At 59.2% G+C, this 14469-nt stretch carries 11 protein-coding genes; 9 read left to right on the top strand and 2 right to left on the bottom strand.

What is annotated here, in order from left to right; translation table 11 throughout:
- Positions 1–77: 77 nt before the first annotated feature.
- Positions 78–1091: an ABC transporter substrate-binding protein gene (locus FHT86_RS24970; protein ID WP_133708975.1), complete on the bottom strand. Its 1014-nt coding sequence runs from the start codon at positions 1089–1091 to the stop codon at positions 78–80.
- A 1423-nt stretch (positions 1092–2514) separates the two neighbouring features.
- Here FHT86_RS24970 and FHT86_RS24975 point away from each other — a divergent pair.
- From FHT86_RS24975 to FHT86_RS25000, 6 genes are all read left to right on the top strand, one after another.
- On the top strand, positions 2515–2973 hold the full coding sequence (locus tag FHT86_RS24975) for a helix-turn-helix domain-containing protein (protein ID WP_133708973.1): 459 nt from the start codon (positions 2515–2517) through the stop codon (positions 2971–2973).
- 340 nt (positions 2974–3313) lie between these two features.
- A complete protein-coding gene (locus FHT86_RS24980) occupies positions 3314–5281 on the top strand; it encodes a BTAD domain-containing putative transcriptional regulator (RefSeq protein WP_246779640.1) in 1968 nt (655 codons plus the stop codon).
- Positions 5282–5308: 27 nt separating this feature from the next.
- The gene (locus tag FHT86_RS24985; protein WP_133708972.1) at positions 5309–5605 is read left to right on the top strand and encodes a hypothetical protein; all 297 of its coding nucleotides are present in this window, start codon (positions 5309–5311) and stop codon (positions 5603–5605) included.
- 20 nt (positions 5606–5625) lie between these two features.
- Entirely contained in the window at positions 5626–6879 is a 1254-nt protein-coding gene (locus FHT86_RS24990) for a YcaO-like family protein (RefSeq protein WP_133708971.1), read from the top strand.
- Entirely contained in the window at positions 6876–7601 is a 726-nt protein-coding gene (locus FHT86_RS24995) for a TfuA-like protein (protein ID WP_133708970.1), read from the top strand. Before FHT86_RS24990 ends, FHT86_RS24995 begins: the two co-directional genes overlap by 4 nt.
- A gap of 132 nt (positions 7602–7733) precedes the next feature.
- Positions 7734–7976 (top strand): hypothetical protein, encoded by a 243-nt coding sequence (locus FHT86_RS25000; RefSeq protein WP_133708969.1) that lies wholly within the window; start codon positions 7734–7736, stop codon positions 7974–7976.
- A 190-nt stretch (positions 7977–8166) separates the two neighbouring features.
- Here FHT86_RS25000 and FHT86_RS25005 read toward each other — a convergent pair whose 3' ends face one another.
- Positions 8167–8850 carry a TetR/AcrR family transcriptional regulator gene (locus FHT86_RS25005; RefSeq protein WP_133708968.1) on the bottom strand — a complete coding sequence of 228 codons (684 nt, stop codon included), beginning with the start codon at positions 8848–8850 and terminating at the stop codon, positions 8167–8169.
- A gap of 83 nt (positions 8851–8933) precedes the next feature.
- Here FHT86_RS25005 and FHT86_RS25010 point away from each other — a divergent pair, with 83 nt between their 5' ends.
- From FHT86_RS25010 to FHT86_RS25020, 3 genes are read left to right on the top strand one after another with little or no spacing between them, the layout of a single operon-like run.
- On the top strand, positions 8934–10250 hold the full coding sequence (locus FHT86_RS25010) for an efflux RND transporter periplasmic adaptor subunit (RefSeq protein WP_133708967.1): 1317 nt from the start codon (positions 8934–8936) through the stop codon (positions 10248–10250).
- Positions 10251–10259: 9 nt separating this feature from the next.
- On the top strand, positions 10260–13406 hold the full coding sequence (locus tag FHT86_RS25015) for an efflux RND transporter permease subunit (RefSeq protein ID WP_133708966.1): 3147 nt from the start codon (positions 10260–10262) through the stop codon (positions 13404–13406).
- 38 nt (positions 13407–13444) lie between these two features.
- Entirely contained in the window at positions 13445–14467 is a 1023-nt protein-coding gene (locus tag FHT86_RS25020) for a zinc-binding alcohol dehydrogenase family protein (RefSeq protein ID WP_133708965.1), read from the top strand.
- Positions 14468–14469 lie beyond the last annotated feature (2 nt).

Below are 14469 nucleotides of genomic sequence, written 5' to 3' on the forward strand. Positions count from 1 at the left end.
GTGCCTTTGGGCGTGCACGCAAAGCCCGAGATCGGATGCCGCCTCCGGTTGCGACCAGAGGCGGCGCGATGAAGCGCTTACTTGACGTTCTTGACGAATTCCGTCGTGTAGGTCTTCGACAGGTCGATCGTCTTGCCCTTGACGTTCTTGGAGAACTCGGAGAGCACGGCAAGTACGGTCTTCGGTCCATCTTCCGGCATCACGCCGTCGGCCGTGAACATCTCCTTGCCCGCGTCCAGAGCCTTGATGTAGCCGTCCTTGTCGCCGACGTAGAAATCCTTCGGCATCTTGTCGGCGATCTCGGCAGCGGAATGGGTGTTGATGAAGCGCAACGTCTTGACGAAGGCGTTTGCGAGTTTCTGCACGTCTTCCTTATGGGCGTCGACCCAGGCAGCGTCCATATAGAGCGACGCTGCCGGATAGGTGCCGCCAAGCGCGGCCTCGGTGCCCTTCAAGGTCCGCAAATCGACAAGAATGGAAGCTTCACCCGTCTTCAGCATGCGCGAGATGGTTGGTTCGGTGGTCATACCGGCCTGAATGGCATCCTGCTGCATGGCAGCGATGAAGGTCTGGCCGGCCCCGACCGGAACCGGGGTGACATCAGCCGGCGACAGGCCAGCCTTGGACGCCATGTAGAGTGTCAGGAAATTGGTGGACGAACCGAGGCCGGTCACGCCGACGCTCTTGCCCTTCAAATCGGCGAACGACTTGATTTCCGGATGCTTGGTCGACACCAGTTCGACTTCGCCCGGCGCCTGGCTGAATTGCACGACGGATTCGATGAACTTGCCCTTGGCCTGCAGGTCGACGCAGTGATCATAGAAACCGACAACGCCCTGGACAGCGCCGGCGAGGAGCTGGTTTTCGGCATCGACGCCGGCGGATTCATTCAGAAGCTCGACATCGAGACCTTCGTCCTTGAAGTAGCCGAGAGATTCCGCGAGTTTGGCCGGCAGATAGATCTGCTTTTCGTAACCCCCCACCATGATGGAGATCTTGTCGGCAGCATGTGCCGCCGTGGCGCCGAGCGAGGCGGCGGTCATGACGAGAGAAAGGGCTACGGTATGAAAAAGCGTGCGCGATGAACGCATGAATGTCTCCTCCTGTTAGGATGCCTGCGTCACCTTATCGCCGCACGGCATTTGCTTCCTCCACGAAGCTGAGCAAGCCTAGCGTGGGCAACCTTTCAGTCAGCTTTCAGTGGGAATCGCACAAGACGACATTGCGATTTTATTTCACCGCCGCCAACGGCCAGCGCTTGATCGTCACTACGAGCCAAGAGTTTAAATATTCTCGCGCGTAAAGTATTTTACAATGCCTGTGCGAGTTGCATCATCGGCAATTAAAGCAACGGTTTGTGGACGGCAGCGGAGTTCTGGTTGATCGTCGTGCCGCCGTGCTTGGACGGCCGGGGCTCGCTGACCCCCCTGCTGTGTAGGCATGGCGGGCCCCGCAAAAAGCAAAAATGAGAAGAAAAAAAGGACCCGCTGTTCTTGGTGCAGCGGGCCTAAGACTCCAGCAACTTGTCCGGGCGCGGGCACGACCGGACGATTGGCATTAAGACCACCTAATATAACAGGGTCAAGACGCGATTCCGACCAATTTTGGTTAGGTCTAATCAACCAGGAATAGAATTGGCGTCTGCGTATTGCGCTAGGTCGTTGATTTCATAATAAGAAATATAACCGCACCCCTCTCGAAAAGAATGGTGTTCCGGTTAAAAAAATTTTGCCTTCAGCCAGCCTCGGCTCCTCCTGATAATGATCAATTTCATTGTCCACATCCTTGAAAAGTCTAACGTTACGTTAATTTAAGAGAAAATTAATATATAGAGCGCCGAAGGCAACAGGCTAATGCGATAGTCGTGAGGAAAGAGTCCACGCGTGCTAAGCCGGCTAACGTGCACGTAAAATGCTGATATGCCATAGAGGTTTCCAACAGCAGCCTTCGGCATTTGCGGGGATCGGACTCGTGACTGGGGGATCAGCCATTTCGAGCGAGGGTCGCAGCATGAAAACCATAGCCGCACTCCTGTTTTTGTCGGCGATCGTAACCGCCGGTCCGGCGTTGGCGATCTCCCGCTACAATACACTCGGCCTAAGCTGCGCATCCGTGCAGCAGATAATTTCGAGGGAGCGCGCTGTGCTGCTGCGTTATCCTTCGAGAAGCGGCAATGCGGTCCTGTATGACCGCTATGTGGCCGGCGGCGGGCAATGTGGATCCGGCAACTATGCGGCTACCACCAGCGTGCCCACCAGGGATAATCCGATGTGTCCTGTGTACAATTGCAGATCGTCGTCAGTCTTTAATCCACATTGACGCGAAGCTTCTTTTCTGCCGTTTATACCCCTGGCATTTGAGGGAAAAACTTGGCTGCCAAGACTTTTGGTTGAAATTTACCAACATTTAATACACACTGAACGGGCAGATTGGGGACAAGTTCCTTGCCTCCTCCCCGGGCATCTGTAAGGAGGCGCCCGCTGGGTACCCCCGTTCGAATGAGGAGATTGCGCAGTGAGTGCAAAAGTACCAAATCCGATTGACGCCTATGTTGGCTCACGCGTGCGCATGCGCCGGCTTATGCTGGGTATGAGCCAGGAACGCCTCGCCGAACAGATCGGCGTCACCTTTCAGCAGGTGCAAAAATACGAAAAAGGCACCAATCGCATCGGCGCCAGCCGATTGCAGGCGATCGCAGGAGTTTTGGCGGTTCCGGTCGCTTTCTTCTTCCAGCAAGACAATACCCAGCCGCTGACGACGGAAGGTTTGGGCGCAATCAGCGGCCTTGAGGACCTGTCCGAATTTCTGACATCCAAGGAAGGTCTCAGCCTCAACAAGGCCTTCATGAAGATCAACGACCCCAACGTTCGCCAATCCGTACTGACGCTCATCAAATCGCTGGCCAACGCCTCCGAGCCGGCGGCCACGCATGCGCCGCCTGCTGCTGAAGTACCTTTCGGCCTCAGAAACTGATCTCCACGCCTCGCCCTATTAGAATGGGTGAGGCGCGGATCACGATCGAATGATAGGTTGCCCCCACATCGACGATCGCCGCATCTACAATCGCAGAAGACGCTAGAGTACCACGCGTTCTTTTGAACGCATAAGGCGATTCTGGCTTTTTTGAATCCAGAGCAACCTGTCCCTCAGCGGGTGTTCCCACCCTCAAAGCGGGATGTTCTAGCGATTGCGATAGGATACCAGTCATCGTAGTATAAAATTCTTGATCGTAAATGACACCTGTGATCACAAATGACACGGGTGATCGCAAGCGACACCGGAAATCGCGGTTCCGATACCGGGAAGCTGCTGAATGCAGTGGGGATGCATGGATTTCAGGCTGCTGACATTCGGAGACCTGCGTCTCGTGGACGGAAAAGGCTCGATAGTGCCTTTTCCCGAAAAGGGCCTGCTGTCGATCTGCTTCCTGCTGACGAGCTCCTCGACGCAAAAGGCCCGTGCGGAGCTTGCGGAATTTCTTTGGGGCGATATCCCCTTGGACAAGGCGCTGGCCAATCTGCGGCAGACGCTGTCGCGCGTCAAAAACCGGCAGGACGAACTCGGAATCGAGCTGCTGCTGATCGATCAGGCGACCGTAAGCGTAAATGTCCGGGCATTCACCAACGATCTCGCGCTCCTGACCGCAGTTTCGCAAACCAACCCTCACACCGCGCTGGAAGAATTGCTGCAACTTGGCCGATGGGATTTTCTCGCCCGCACCGAAGTCATCGGCGGCTCGGGCCGCATGTGGCTGCGCACGCAGCGGGATCGCATCAAGACACAGATGCTGACGACGCTCCGCGATGCTATTTCCGCCATGAGCGAAGGTGCGGACGCGACCGTCATCAAAGAGGCGGCGCTGCGGTTGTTCGAGGCGCACCCTGAAGATGAGACGGTCTACCAGATACTGGGGGAGACCTATGCCGGCGAACCTCAGCTCGAAAGCGCCCGCCACATTTTCGAGAGCCGCAGAAAATATCGTTGGGGCGAATTGCCGGTCGACCCAGACCCGCAGACGCTCAGCGTCGCCCGACGGCTGTTCGAACGCCAGCGCAGCGTTGCGCCGCAGCTTCGGGAGCAAGCGACACCGCAGTTGGAAATCGTTCCGCCGGTGCCGCGCGGGCCGCCTAAGCTCGTGCTGCTGCCGCCGGTGAACCTGGCTAGCAGTCATCAGACGGCTGTCTTCCTCTCCTCGGCGCTGCTCGAAGACATCACAGTCGGCCTTTGCGTGTTGAAGACAGTAACGATGGTGGCGCACTACACGGCGGAAAAAATTGCGCTCCACCTCGATCGAGATGCAATGCTGGAAAGGTATGCTATCAATTACGTACTCGACACCAGACTCAACTTCGATGGTAGCATCTACTGGCTTTTCGCCCAGCTAATTTACGCCGGCAATGACGAAGTCATCTGGGCGGAGCGTTTCAGCATGGAGGCCCAGAATCTGCCGCGCCAGCACCGTGAGATCGCCCAGCGCATCGTCGCGTCCGTTGCCAGCTATATCGAGCGCAACGAATTTTCCCGCGACTACTTTGAGCGGAATCCGGAAGCCTATCGTCAATATCTGCTCGGCCAGCGTCATCTAAAGCGTCTCGATCTGCCGGACATCCGCCGGGCCCGCAAGGCGTTCCAGACGGCGCTGAAGGAGAACCCCTATTTCTCGCCTGCACTGAGCGGCGTCGCGCGCACCTATCATCTCGAATGGCTGGTGACGGCGCAGGGCGACGCAAGGCTGTTGAAGCTGGCGGAGGAAGAGGCCGGCAAAGCAATTGCCACCGGCCAGGACATCGTGGGAGGCTATCATCAGTTCGGCGTCGCCAAGCTCTACCAGGGAGCCTTTGACGAAAGTATCGAGGCATTCGAGCTTGCCGAGACCATCAGTCCGCACTATGCCGACGTCATCGCCGACTATGCCGACACGCTGATGCACGCGTCGAAACCAGGCGAGGCCCTGGAAAAGGTCGAGCGCGCCATCAAGCTCAACCCGCTGAGCCCGGACCTCTATTTCTGGACTGCAGCGAGCGCCAACTACTCTCTTCAACGTTATGAGGATGCCAGCGCCTATATCGAGCGTATGGCCGATCCTTCTCAGGCTGCGCGACTTGCTGCCGCAAGTGCAGCCATGGCGGGCGACACGCGCAAGGCCAAGGCATTGGTGCGCAAAGTCAAAGAGACCTATCCTGATTTTAAGATCGATACTTGGCTTTCCATTGTTCCCCTCCGGGAGCAATGGCAGAAGGACCAATATCGCGAGGGGCTGCGACGAGCAGGTTTTGACTGAGACATTTAACCAACGGGGGAATTGGGCATGACAAATTTCGTAGTCATAGGCATTCCAGGCAATCCACAGCTCTACCTCGCCGACCTTGGCGCAGGTACCGTATCTTCGCTCGCTGTGCCGGCAGGTAGCAATCTCGGCATCGCCGACCAGTTGCGCAATGCCGGCGCGGTCATCACCAAGGGCGTCAACCTTGCCGTTACTGTTGGCAGTTCAGCAGATGCCGCCAACGGTAGGCTCGATGATGCGGCAAGCATCAGGTTGGACGACGGCCCCGCAAGCGCCAGACTCGACGAAGCTCCGGCGGGCGGTCGGCTCGACGAGTGACACCAGGCCTCGTGGCGGCGATGACTTCAGATCCATCCCTGGCCGAATTCCTCACCCGGAATTCAGGCCAGAAGGAGTTTGTCGCCACCTCATCACCTTATTCGGACCGCGCCTGCTCCGCCGAGGAGACGTTTCGGCGGATCGAGCCTTGTCTTGCCGCTCACGGCATCACCCGCCTCGGCCGCCTGACAGGGCTCGACAAGGTCGGCATTCCCGTCTGGCAGGCGGTCAGTCCGAACGCACGCTCGATCGTCATCAACAATGGCAAGGGCATCACTGATCTCGATGCAAAGGTCTCTGCGGCCATGGAGGCGCTGGAGCGGACCGTTGCCGGCGCGCCCGCCGTCAAAACTGTAACCGCCACTCGTCGGCAATTGATGGCCGAAGGACATCACGCCGATCCGCTGCCCTCGCTGATTGCCAAGGGGCAGGCCGATATTGCCGATGACGAGGACGTCGCCTGGGTGGAAGGTTATGATCTTATCGCCGGCAGAAAAGCCTGGATTCCCTTCGGCGCCGTGACGCTCGACCGCACCATCCGCAATCCGCGCTTCTGGCAATCCTCCGATGGCCTCGCTTCTGGTAACGTGCTGGCCGAAGCCATCCTGCACGGCCTGCTTGAACGCATCGAACGTGACGCCGAAGTCCTTTGGGATATTTCCGAGCCGAAGTTGCGCATGGGCGCCTGCATCGATCCTGCATCGCTTGCAGATCCTATGCTGGACGAACTCGTCGCGAAGATCTCGGCTGCCGGCCTGACGTTGCGGCTCTTCGATATCACCAGCAATATCGGCATACCCGTCATCGTGGCCCTCCTCGGTCCCGAAGACTTCGCGCGGGCGCGGTATATCCGCTACCTCGATGTGACCATTGGCAGCGGCGCGCACCCATCGCTGGTGCGAGCGGCGATCCGCGCCGTGACGGAAGCAGCGCAATCGCGCCTGACCTTCATCAGCGGCGCCCGCGACGATATCCGTCCGGAGAATTTTACGCGCGAATTGCCGGACAACATCCGCCGCTGCTTCGATGCCACTCCGAAAACCATCGTCAAATCGAATGCGATCCTGCCGGATGGCGCCGAGGCGCTGCTGCAAATGACCATCGACCGTTTGCACCCGGTCGGCATCACTTCGGCCATTGCGCTTTCCCTTGGCGACGCCTCGCTCCCCTTTGCCGTCGCCAAGCTCGTGGTGCCGCAACTCGAAAATCCGGCTGGGGACCGCAAGCGCCGCTTCGGCTATCGCGCCATCTCGAAAACGTTGCAGTTGCTATGAAGATCCTGTTTGTCGGCCCCACCCTTCCCGATGCCGCCGAGATCGCCGATCCCGATATTGCCCTGCGCCCGCCGGCGCGACAGGGCGATATCGTCGAAGCCCTCGAGAATGGCGCGAACGTCATCGGCCTGATCGACGGACTTTTCGAGAATGTCGCGCCCGTCTGGCACAAGGAAATCCTCTTTGCGCTGTCGAAGGGCGTCCGCGTCTACGGCGCGGCCAGCATGGGCGCGCTGCGCGCCGCCGAATGTGCCGCTTTCGGCATGGTCGGTATCGGGCGCATTTATGAGGCCTATGCCTCCGGTACGGTTGCAGACGATTCAGCCGTGGCGCAGATCCATGGCCCGGCTGAACTCGGATACCTTCCGCTCAGTGAACCGTTGGTCAATGTGCAGGCAACCTTGCGCGCCCTGGCCGAAGCCGGGGCGATTAGTGAAGCGGAGCAAACTGCACTACGGGCACGTTCCGAAGCTATGTTCTTCAAATCACTCACCTATCGCTCCCTGGCGGACACTGCAGATCTGCCGGATCCAGCGCGGAGGCGAGCAATTTCAGATTTTCTGCGCGCCAATGCAATCAACCAGAAACGCATCGATGCTCTGGAATTGCTTCACGCGATTGTCGACTGCCCAAACGAGCGGCAGCAACCGCCGCGCGATTGGACCTTCAAAGCCAATAGTTTGTGGCATTTCGCCTTCCACCGCCTTGAAATTGCATCGTAAAATCTGTTCGCAATCTCACCTCGTGTCACGCTGTATGTCACGCGCCAATCTGTGCGACATGCGCTAAAGTCTTCTCATGTTCCTGGCGATGAGTATCTCGTTCGCCAAGAACTGAGGGCAAAGGGGCATGAAATGACGGCAATACTTCCTATCGAAATGGCAAGCCAGGATTCGGAGTCGCTAAAAGAACTGGCGTCGATTGCACGGTTGATCACCTATGCGCGCCAGAGCGCCAAGAGCTTGAACGCCGAATTCCCGGTCTGGTGCCTGGATCTCGCACTCGGCGCCGTATTGCAGGAAATGTACGCAAACGGCCTGCAGATGCCGCTTTTCGAAGAGGGCGCAGACAAGGTAAATATGGCCGTCGCACATTAAGCACATTTTTTCAGATTCTGGCGGGGGGCCGGAGAAAGATGCCGGTGTGGTTCTTTGAGCCATGCCGGCATTGATCTTTTGGCCTGAGCATGATCCCGAAAAGTCCGCAGCGGTTTTCGGATGAGATTATGCTCCAGAGCGTGAAGATGATTAGAAGATAAGTCATCACGCCAAGAAATGACTGAAAAGCCTATCGGGCCTTCCGATGCGCCTGCACACCCGCCACAAAGATTGCGATGCATTGACGCAGGTGTTGCAGACGGGTTTCTCGATTGGGCCAGTCGTTCGGCTTGCCGGGGTGCGAGATCATCGCGCCGAAGATCATGTTCATCAGCATACGCGCACCGCTTGCTGCATCAGCAATTGCGATCAGACCACGTTGCTGCTGCAGGCTCAGCCAGTCCGTCAGCATTTGCCTGGACTGCTCGACCCCGTGCGTGCGCAACAGCGCCGCAATCTCTGGAAATTGCTGCGCTTCACTCATGATGAGATGAATGAAGGCCTCGCGGTCCCGCTCGGCCGCTTCATCGATATTGATCATGAAAATCTTTTCCAGCGCCTCGTCGAGCGGCAGATTTTCCTTGGGATCGCGCGGCAAGGCCAGCATCGAAGCGCGATGCTTGGCGATGATCGCCATGAAAAGTTCAGTCTTGCTCGAAAATAGTCGATAGAGGGTCTGTTTGGAAATCCTGCACCGTGCGGCGACGAGATCCATGGTCGTACCGCCGTAGCCGAGCTCATGAAACGTCGCGCGAGCCTCCGTCAGGATCTCCGCCCGCTTTGCATCGTCACTCGCTTTTTTCGGACGGCCTCGTGGGCGGCGAGCGGCAGCTTCATCCGCGTCCCTTCCTCTTGCCTCTGTCCGCGCTTCCATCTTAACCTCAAAAAAGCCAAATGAGATTGACATTTATAACGGTACAAATATTTTCCGTACTACTTGGTACTGTAATTAAGACAATGGGAAATAGCAACGTGGGAAAGTTCGCCTCTTCTACCCCTGATCTCGTACGTCCGGCGACATTCAAACGCCTCCCAGCCCTGCGGATGTCATTGGTCGCCGCAGGGGTCGCCACCACGTTGCTGCTAGCCGGCTGCAATGAACAGAAGGCTGCTCAAAGCAACGCGCCTGCCGTCAAGACCGAAGTCAGCGCCATGACGCTGCATCCGCAATCGGTTGCGATCACCGCGGAGCTGCCCGGCCGCACCAGCGCCTACCTCGTCGCCGAAGTGAGGCCGCAGGTCGGCGGCATCATTCGCAGCCGTAATTTCAAGGAAGGCAGCGAAGTCAACGCCGGTGACGTGCTCTACGAAATCGACCCGGCTTCCTATCAGGCCGCCTATGACAGCGCCGCGGCCGCCTTGCAGAAGGCGCAGGGCGCGGTGCCGAGCGCGCAGGCCAAGCTCGACCGCTACAAGGGCTTGAGCGCGCAGAATGTCGTCAGCCAGCAGGATTTCGACGATGCGCAGGCAAGCCTCGTCCAGGCGCAGGCCGATGTCGCCTCCGCCAAGGCTGCGCTCGAAGCCGCACGCATCAACCTCGACTACACCAAGATGCGTGCGCCGATCGGCGGCCGCGTCGACGCCTCGACGGTAACCGTCGGCGCTCTCGTCACCGCCGACCAGACAACGACGCTGACCACCATCCGCCAGCTCGATCCGATCAATGTCGACGTCACGCAGTCGAGCACCAACCTGCTCGAATTCCGCCGTGCCATCGCGGAAGGCCGGCTGAAGACCAGCGGCGAAAACGTCTCCGTTCACCTGACGCTGGAAGACGGTTCCGAATATAAGGAAACCGGCAAGCTCGAATTTTCGGAGGCCTCCGTTGCCGAGACCGTCGGGACGATCACCGTGCGCGCCGTCTTCCCCAATCCGGAACGCGTGCTGCTGCCCGGCATGTATGTTCGCGCCAGCATCGAGGAAGGTGTCGCGGAAAACAGCTTCCTTGTGCCGCAGCGAGCGGTCACGCGCAACACAAAGGGCGAGCCGGTCGCGATGTTCGTCGCCGCCGACAACAAGGTGCAGCAGCGGGTGCTGAAGGTGCAGAGAAGCATCGGCAACAGTTGGCTGGTCAACGAAGGCATGAAGGATGGTGACCGCGTAATCGTCGAAGGCGGCCAGCGCGTCCGTGACGGCCAGGATGTCAACGTTGCCGCGGTGACGATCGACGATGCGACCGGCGAGCTGAAGCAAGCGGCCGCCGATAGCAAGCCCGCCGAACAGGCCGAGCTGGAAAAGAACGATAGCAAAGCCGCCTCCGGCGCCCAGAAGTGAGGTGGTTTGATGTCTCGTTTCTTTATTGACCGGCCGATCTTTGCCTGGGTCATCGCCATCATCATCATGCTGGCGGGTGCGCTGTCGATCTTCACGCTGTCGATCTCGCAATATCCGCAGATCGCGCCGACGACCGTGCGCATCACCGCAACCTATTCAGGCGCTGACGCCCAGACGGTCGAAAACTCGGTGACCAAGGTCATCGAGCAGGGCATGACCGGCATCGACAATCTCGACTACATGGCCTCCACGTCGACTTCGACGGGCCAGGCCTCGATTTCGCTGACCTTCACCAACAAGGCCAATCCGGACGTCGCCCAGATGCAGGTGCAGAACAAACTGCAGCTCGTCACCGCGCAATTGCCGCAGTCCGTCCAGAATACCGGCATCACAGTATCGAAATCGACCTCGAACTTCCTGATGGTCATCGGCTTCGTCTCGACCGACGGCAAGCTCAGTTCCAACGACCTTGCCGACTACGTCAACAGCACCCTGAACGACACGCTGAAGCGCGTCGAGGGCGTCGGTGACACGCAGCTTTTCGGCGCCGGTTACGCCATGCGCATCTGGATCGATCCGGACAAGCTCGCGAAATACCAGTTGATGACTTCCGATGTCGTCTCGGCAATCGAAGCACAGAACACGCAGGTTTCTACCGGCCAGCTCGGCGCACTGCCACAATTGCGGGGCCAGCAATTGAACGCCACAGTGACGGCCAAAAGCCGCCTGCAGACGCCTGAGCAATTCAACAACATCATCCTGAAGAGCCAGTCCGACGGTTCGCTGGTACGCCTCAACGACGTAGCGCGCGTCGAACTGGGCGCGGACAGCTACACCAGCTCGAGCGCCTTCAACAATCAGCCGTCGGCCGGTCTCGCGGTCATGCTTGCCTCCGGCGCTAACGCTATCAATACGGCCGAAGCCGTGCAGTCGACGATCAACAACCTGAAGCAGACGCTGCCGCCGAATGTCGAAGTCGTTTATCCCTATGACACGACGCCCTTCGTCAAGTTGTCGATCGAGGATGTGGTCAAGACGCTGTTCGAAGCCATCGTGCTCGTCTTCATCGTCATGTTCGTCTTCCTGCAGAACATCCGCGCCACCTTGATCCCGACACTTGCCGTTCCGATCGTTCTGCTCGGGACATTCGGCGTGCTCTCGGCCTTCGGATATTCCATTAATACGCTGACTATGTTCGGCATGGTGCTGGCGATCGGCCTGTTGGTGGACGACGCGATCGTCGTGGTCGAAAATGTCGAGCGCGTGATGGAGGAGGAGGGCCTGTCGCCGCGCGAGGCGACGATAAAGTCGATGCAGGAAATCACCGGCGCCTTGATTGGCATCGCCACCGTCCTGTCCGCCGTGTTCATCCCGATGGCCTTCTTCTCCGGCTCGGTCGGCGTCATCTACCGCCAGTTCTCGGTGACGATCGTCTCGGCGATGATTCTGTCGGTCATTGTCGCGCTCGTCCTGACGCCGGCGCTTTGCGCCACCATCCTCAAGAAACCAAAGCACGGCTCCAAGGAGCGGGGCGTCTTCGGCTGGTTCAACCGTAATTTCGACCGCGGCGTCCGCGGATATCAGCGTAGTGTGGGCGGCATCATCAAGTGGTCGCCCTTCTTCCTCGTCCTGTTCTTGATGATCGCTGGCGCCGTCGGCTATCTGTTCAACCACCTTTCCAGCTCGTTCCTGCCGGACGAAGACCAGGGCATCCTGATCACCAGCGTGCAACTCCCGCCAGGCGCAACCGACTACCGCACCAAAGATGTGCTGGCGCAGGTCAGGCAATACTATCTCGAAAAGGAAAAGCCTTATGTCGACGCTGTCTTCACCGTCGCCGGTTTTGGCTTTAGCGGACAGGGGCAAAACGTCGGCCTGGCCTTCATCAAGCTGAAGGACTTCGCGGAACGTCAGACAAAGGAAAGCAAGGCGCAGGCGATTGCCGGACGCGCCATGGGCGCCTTCTCGAAGATCAAGGACGGCAGTGTCTTCGCGCTGGCGCCTCCGGCGATCCCGGGCTTCGGCAGCTCCTCAGGCTTCGATTTCTTCATCAAGGACATCAACGGCGCGGGGCATGAACAGCTCATCGCCGCCCGCAACCAGTTGCTGGGTGCCGCCGCGAAAAACCCCAAGCTGTTCGGCACGCGCCCCAACGGCCAGGAAGATACGCCGCAATATTCGATTGTGATTGACCAGGAAAAGGCAAGCGCCCTCAACATCAACCTCTCCGATATCGACTCCACGCTGTCGACGGCCTGGGGCGGCACCTATGTCAACGACTTCATCGACCGAGGTCGCGTCAAGAAGGTCTATGTGCAGGCCGACGCCAAGTTCCGTATGCAGCCGGAGGATTTCGATCGCTGGTACGTGCGCAATTCCGATGGCGCCATGGTGCCGTTCTCCGCTTTTGCCTCCGGCAAATGGACCTATGGTTCGCCGCGCCTGGAACGCTACAACGGCTCGTCGGCGGTCGAAATCCAGGGTGCCGCTGCGCCCGGCGTCTCCTCCGGCGATGCCATGAACCAGATCGACCAGATCATGGCGAGCTTGCCCCCGGGCTTCAGCCATGAATGGACGAGCCTCTCGGCCCAGGAAAAGCTCTCCGGCAACCAGGCGAGCCAGCTCTACGCCATCTCCATCCTGGTCGTCTTCCTGGCACTGGCCGCGCTTTATGAGAGCTGGTCGATCCCGCTCGCCGTCATGCTGTCGGTCCCGATCGGCATCTTCGGGGCGCTGCTGGCGGCCACCATCTTCGGCCAGTCGAACGACGTCTATTTCAAGGTCGGTCTGCTCACCACCATTGGTCTGGCCGCCAAAAACGCCATCCTGATCGTTGAATTCGCCATCGAACAGCAGAACAGCGGCAAAGACCTGATTCCAGCGACGCTGGAAGCAGCCCGCCAGCGCCTGCGGCCGATCCTGATGACCTCGCTCGCCTTCATCCTCGGCGTCATGCCGCTGGCAGTCGCGAACGGCGCGGGCTCCGGCAGCCAGAACTCGATCGGTATCGGCGTTATGGGCGGCATGATCTCGGCCACCGTGCTTGGTATCTTCTTCATCCCCCTTCTTTTCGTCTCCGTCCGCCGCATCTTCAAGGGTGGAAAGCGGCCGGCAAGTTCAACGGCGCCGGAGGCGACTTCAGACGCGGCGCAATAGAAAGCGTCACTTTCACGCTCTCATAGGAGGAGACTGGTGTGATCAAGGCCCTAATGATCGAGGCGGAAAACGTCACGCGCTTCCACGACATCGCGGAAGCCCCGCTGGGCGCCGGCCAGGTCCGCGTCGGCGTCCGGCACATTGGCCTCTGCGGCAGCGATCTCAACACCTTCAAAGGCCTCAACCCGCTGGTGAAGCTGCCGCGCATTCCCGGCCATGAAATCGGCGGCGAGATCATTGCCGTCGGCCCCGGTGTCGATACCGCCTATGCGCCCGGCCGCCGCGTCATCGTCCTGCCCTATACCAATTGTGGCACCTGCACATCCTGCCGCAAGGGCCGGCTCAATGCTTGCCGCTACAACAAGACACTCGGCGTGCAACAGGACGGCGGACTGGCCGAGGAGATCGTGCTGCCGGCCGAAAAACTGATCCTCAACGATGCACTGCCGCCGCGCCATCTGGCCCTGGTCGAGCCGCTATCGGTCGGCTTTCACGCCGTCGAACGCGGCCGGGTCGCGAAAGGCGACCGCGTCGCCGTGCTAGGCTGCGGCATGATCGGCATGGGCGTCGTGATCGCCGCCGTCGCCCGCGGCGCCGAGGTCATCGCCGTCGATCTCAGCGAGGAAAAACGCGCGCTCGCCCGGCAATTCGGCGCCGTCGAGGCGATCGACGCGGGCAACCAAGATGTTGTCGCCAGAGTAAGCGAACTGACGGGCGATGACGGAGTCGATATCGCTTTCGAGGCGGTCGGCCTGCCTGCGACCTTCACGCAAGCCATTGATCTTGCCTGCTTCGGCGGCCGCGTCGTCTATGTCGGCTATTCCAAGGCGCCGGTCACCTACCAGACGCAGTTCTTTAACCTGAAGGAACTCGACATCATGGGCTCCCGCAACGCCCTGATGCGCGATTTTCAGAACGTCATCAGCCATCTCGAGGAGATCGGCGATAAGGCCGACGCACTGATCTCGAAGGTTTTTCCTTTTGAAGAGGCGGAAAAAGCCCTGCCCTACTGGGACAGTCATCGCAACGCGCTGAAGATTGTGATTGAGCGCGGCGCCTGACG

The organism is Rhizobium sp. BK313 (assembly GCF_014193655.1).
In the GTDB taxonomy this organism is placed as follows: Bacteria; Pseudomonadota; Alphaproteobacteria; order Rhizobiales; family Rhizobiaceae; genus Rhizobium.

What these genes read in the sequence shown, in the direction of transcription:
- FHT86_RS24985 (WP_133708972.1), top strand. Translation starts at nt 5,309, where the DNA reads ATGACAAATTTCGTAGTCATAGGCATTCCAGGCAATCCACAGCTCTAC.
- FHT86_RS24990 (WP_133708971.1), top strand. Translation starts at nt 5,626, where the DNA reads ATGACTTCAGATCCATCCCTGGCCGAATTCCTCACCCGGAATTCAGGC.
- FHT86_RS24980 (WP_246779640.1), top strand. Translation starts at nt 3,314, where the DNA reads ATGCAGTGGGGATGCATGGATTTCAGGCTGCTGACATTCGGAGACCTG.
- FHT86_RS25000 (WP_133708969.1), top strand. Translation starts at nt 7,734, where the DNA reads ATGACGGCAATACTTCCTATCGAAATGGCAAGCCAGGATTCGGAGTCG.
- FHT86_RS25005 (WP_133708968.1), bottom strand. Translation starts at nt 8,850, where the DNA reads ATGGAAGCGCGGACAGAGGCAAGAGGAAGGGACGCGGATGAAGCTGCC.
- FHT86_RS24970 (WP_133708975.1), bottom strand. Translation starts at nt 1,091, where the DNA reads ATGCGTTCATCGCGCACGCTTTTTCATACCGTAGCCCTTTCTCTCGTC.
- FHT86_RS24995 (WP_133708970.1), top strand. Translation starts at nt 6,876, where the DNA reads ATGAAGATCCTGTTTGTCGGCCCCACCCTTCCCGATGCCGCCGAGATC.
- FHT86_RS25010 (WP_133708967.1), top strand. Translation starts at nt 8,934, where the DNA reads ATGGGAAATAGCAACGTGGGAAAGTTCGCCTCTTCTACCCCTGATCTC.
- FHT86_RS25015 (WP_133708966.1), top strand. Translation starts at nt 10,260, where the DNA reads ATGTCTCGTTTCTTTATTGACCGGCCGATCTTTGCCTGGGTCATCGCC.